Here is a 3,709-nt window from a genome sequence, read left to right as displayed (position 1 = left end):
GATCTCCAGAGCTTCAAGACGATCGACGGCCGCAGGGCCGCCGAGATCAGCCTGCGCGAGGTCCGCGGGCAATTGATCGGGCGCGAGGGCGAGGGCGTCGCCTTGCTGGAAGCCGGTCGCGACCGCGCCATCGGCGCGCTCTGCGCGGAAGCCGTCGGCGCCATCGGTGAGCTGAACGCCGCGACACTGGATTATTCGAAGACCCGCAAGCAGTTCGGCACCACCATCGGCTCATTCCAGGTTCTGCAGCATCGCATGGTTGACATGTTTATTGCCCATCAGGAGGCGCTCTCCCTGATGCAGCATCTCAGCCTGAACCTCTCCGCCCGTGATCCCGGCCTGTCGCGGCTCGCCTCAGGCGCCAAATCGAAGATCGGCTATGCCGGCAAGTTCGTCGCTGATCAGGCGGTGCAGCTTCATGGCGGCATGGGCATGACCGACGAGCTCAACGTCGGGCATTATTTCAAGCGCATCTCCTCCATCAACATCCAGTTCGGCGATCCCGCGTTCCACGTGCTGCGCTATGCGCAGCTGGACGCGGCCGCGTAAACAGAAGAGGTCAGCATGACGATTGAGGCTGTCATCGTTTCCACCGCAAGGACCGCCGTCGGCAAAGCCTATCGCGGCGCCCTCAACAACACGGACGGCCCGACCATGGCCGGACACGTGATGGCCGAAGCGGTGAGGCGCGCGGGCATCGCGCCGGACGAGGTGGAAGACGTGGTCATGGGCTGCGCCATGCAGCAAGGGACCATGGTGATGAACGTGGCCCGCAAGGGCACGATCCGCGCGGGCCTGCCGGTTACCGTTGCCGGCACTACGATCGACCGGCAATGCGCGTCTGGCCTGCAGGCCATCGCGGTGGCCGCACGGTCGGTCATGCTTGACGGGGTCGAGGTCGCGATTGGTGGCGGAATCGAGTCGATCAGCCTCGTGCAGAACGAGAACATGAACAAGTTCCACGCCATCGATGACGAGCTGATGGCGATGAAGCCCGAAATGTACATGTCGATGCTGGATACGGCGGAGGTCGTCGCCGAGCGCTACAAGATCGATCGCGACAAGCAGGACGAATACAGCCTCGAGTGCCAGCGCCGGGTCGGCGCTGCGTTGCAGGCCGGCCGTTTCGACGACGAGATCGTGCCGTTCACGACCAAAATGGCGCTCCTCAACAAGGACACCAAGGAGGTGACCTACGAGCAGGTGACGCTCGCCAAGGACGAAGGCCCGCGGCCGGAAACCACCGCCGAAGCTCTCGCCAGGATCAAGCCGGTGTTCGAGGGCAAGACCATCAGCGCCGGCAACGCTAGTCAGCTCTCGGACGGCGCCTCGGCCTGCGTGATCATGAGCGACAAGATCGCAGCCAGGAAGGGGCTGAAGCCGCTCGGCATCTTCCGCGGCTTCGTCGCCGCCGGCGTCGAGCCGGACGAGATGGGTGTCGGCCCGGTTGCCGCGATCCCGCGGCTGCTCAAGCGCCATAATCTGAAGATCGACGACATCGATCTCTGGGAGCTGAACGAAGCCTATGCGGTGCAGGTGATCTATTGCCGCGACAAGCTCGGCATCGATCCGGACAGGCTCAATGTCAATGGCGGCTCGATCGCGATCGGTCATCCCTACGGCATGACCGGCTCGCGCCTCACCGGCCACCTTCTGATCGAGGGCCGCCGGCGCAAGGCGAAATACGGCGTCGTGACCATGTGCATCGGCGGCGGCATGGGCGCGGCCGGTCTGTTCGAAATCGTCCACTGAGCGGCAAAGGCGGGAGATCATTCGTGAAGACAGCAATCACTGAACTGTTTGGCATCCAGCATCCGATCATCCAGGGCGGCATGCACTATGTCGGCTTTGCCGAGCTCGCCGCTGCGGTATCGAATGCGGGCGGCCTTGGCATCATCACCGGCCTGACCCAGCGGACGCCGGAATTGCTGGCGAAGGAAATCGCGCGGTGTCGCGACATGACCGACAAGCCGTTCGGCGTGAACCTCACCTTCCTGCCGACCTTCTCGGCGCCGCCGTACCCCGAATATATCGCGGCGATCAGAGAGGGCGGCGTCAAGGCGGTCGAGACAGCTGGCCGCAGTCCGGAACAATACATGCCCGCGCTGAAAGCGGCGGGCATTAAGGTGATCCACAAATGCACGTCGGTTCGGCACTCGCTCAAGGCCGAGAAGATCGGCTGCGATGCCGTCAGCGTCGATGGTTTCGAGTGTGGCGGCCACCCCGGCGAGGATGACATCCCGAACATGATTCTTTTGCCGCGGGCCGCCGATGAGCTCAAAATCCCGTTCGTTGCCTCGGGTGGCATGGCCGATGCGCGCAGCCTCGTCGCTGCGCTCTCGATGGGCGCCTCGGGCATGAACATGGGCACCCGCTTCGTCGCCACCAAGGAAGCGCCGGTCCACGACAATGTGAAGCAGGCCATCGTCAAGGCCAGCGAGCTCGACACCGTGCTCGTCATGCGCGCGCTGCGCAATACCGAACGCGTCCTCAAGAACAAAGGGGTCGCCCAGCTCGTGGAAATCGAGCGCAGCAAAGGCGCCAGCCTGAAAATCGAGGACATCCACGATCAGGTCGCCGGCGTTTACGCCAAGGTGATGGTCGACGGCGACATGGACGCCGGCGCCTGGAGCTGCGGGATGGTGGTCGGCCTCATCGACGACATCCCGACGGTCAAGGAGCTGATCGATCGCATCATGAGGGAAGCGGAGACGATCATCCGTCAGCGGCTGACCGGCTTCCTCGACGGCGAGGTCGAGACGGAGAAGGCGCGCGCAGTCGCCTGATGCTGTGCCTCCGGGCACGGCATGGTCGCGAGCCGGTATGACGTGCCGGCCGAACATGGAGATCTGATCGCATGGGTGCACCTGTCTGTCTGATATCCGGCGTTGGGCCAGGCACGGGATCGGCGCTGGCAAGGCGATTCGCCGAGGGAGGATACCGCCTCGCGCTTCTCGCCAGGAATGAGGAGCGCATCGCCGCGCTGGCGCAGGAGCTACCGGGCGCAAAAGCGTATCGATGCGACGTGTCCGATGCCGCGCAAGTCGAGGACGCGGCAACCGCCGTCGAGCGAGATCTGGGCAGTCCCGGTGTCGTCATTCACAACGCGGTAGGTGGCGCGTTCGGCAGGTTCAGTGAGATCGATCCGCAAATCCTCAATCGGAACTTCCAGGTCAACACGATGGGGCTGCTCTATCTGGCGCGGCGGTTTGCCCCGACCATGACGCAGGCCGGCCATGGGGCCATCGTCGCGTCCGGAAACACATCGGCGTTGCGGGGCAAGCCGGGCTTTGCCGGCTTCGCACCGACCAAGGCGGCACAACGCATCCTTGCCGAGGCAATCGCGCGTGATCTCGGACCACAAGGCGTCCACGTCGCCTATGTCGTCATCGACGCCGTGATCGACCTTGAATGGACGAGGAAGCGTTGGCCGGACCGGCCGGACGACTTCTTCATCAAGCCGCGGGCAATCGCGGATGAGATCTGGCATGTCGTTCACCAGGACCGCAGTGCCTGGTCGTTCAATGTGGAGATCAGGCCGTTCGGTGAAGCCTGGTAGTTGGTAAGTCAGCAGACCGCTGCTCAAATCATAACAAGCTCAGGAGGGAATTTAGATGTTGATGAGGAAACTCGCGCTTTCCATGGCCGCGCTTGCGGCATTTGTCGCGATGCCGGTTCATGCCGACACGCCCGGTGTGACGGAATCGGA

The 3,709-nt window shown here is 63.6% G+C and carries 4 protein-coding genes; all 4 read left to right on the top strand.

Features of this window, described 5'->3' with window-relative positions:
• Positions 1–549: acyl-CoA dehydrogenase family protein (locus I6F36_RS38330; RefSeq protein ID WP_276573755.1), on the top strand; the 549-nt coding region annotated here is incomplete at its 5' end.
• Positions 550–564: 15 nt separating this feature from the next.
• On the top strand, positions 565–1,752 hold the full coding sequence (locus I6F36_RS38325; protein ID WP_225173234.1) for an acetyl-CoA C-acyltransferase: 1,188 nt from the start codon (positions 565–567) through the stop codon (positions 1,750–1,752).
• Between the two features lie 23 nt (positions 1,753–1,775).
• Entirely contained in the window at positions 1,776–2,786 is a 1,011-nt protein-coding gene (locus tag I6F36_RS38320; RefSeq protein ID WP_225158280.1) for a nitronate monooxygenase family protein, read from the top strand.
• A 71-nt stretch (positions 2,787–2,857) separates the two neighbouring features.
• Entirely contained in the window at positions 2,858–3,559 is a 702-nt protein-coding gene (locus tag I6F36_RS38315) for an SDR family NAD(P)-dependent oxidoreductase (protein ID WP_225173233.1), read from the top strand.
• Positions 3,560–3,709 lie beyond the last annotated feature (150 nt).

Origin of the sequence: Bradyrhizobium sp. BRP19 (assembly GCF_020194195.1) — a bacterium.
Lineage (GTDB): Bacteria > Pseudomonadota > Alphaproteobacteria > Rhizobiales > Xanthobacteraceae > Bradyrhizobium > Bradyrhizobium yuanmingense.
Note: the sequence above shows the minus strand (reverse complement) of the source record. Positions and strands in the feature narration are given on the sequence as shown.

Excerpts from the sequence above, each read along its gene's own strand:
- I6F36_RS38325 (WP_225173234.1), top strand. The coding sequence starts at position 565 with ATGACGATTGAGGCTGTCATCGTTTCCACCGCAAGGACCGCCGTCGGC.
- I6F36_RS38315 (WP_225173233.1), top strand. The coding sequence starts at position 2,858 with ATGGGTGCACCTGTCTGTCTGATATCCGGCGTTGGGCCAGGCACGGGA.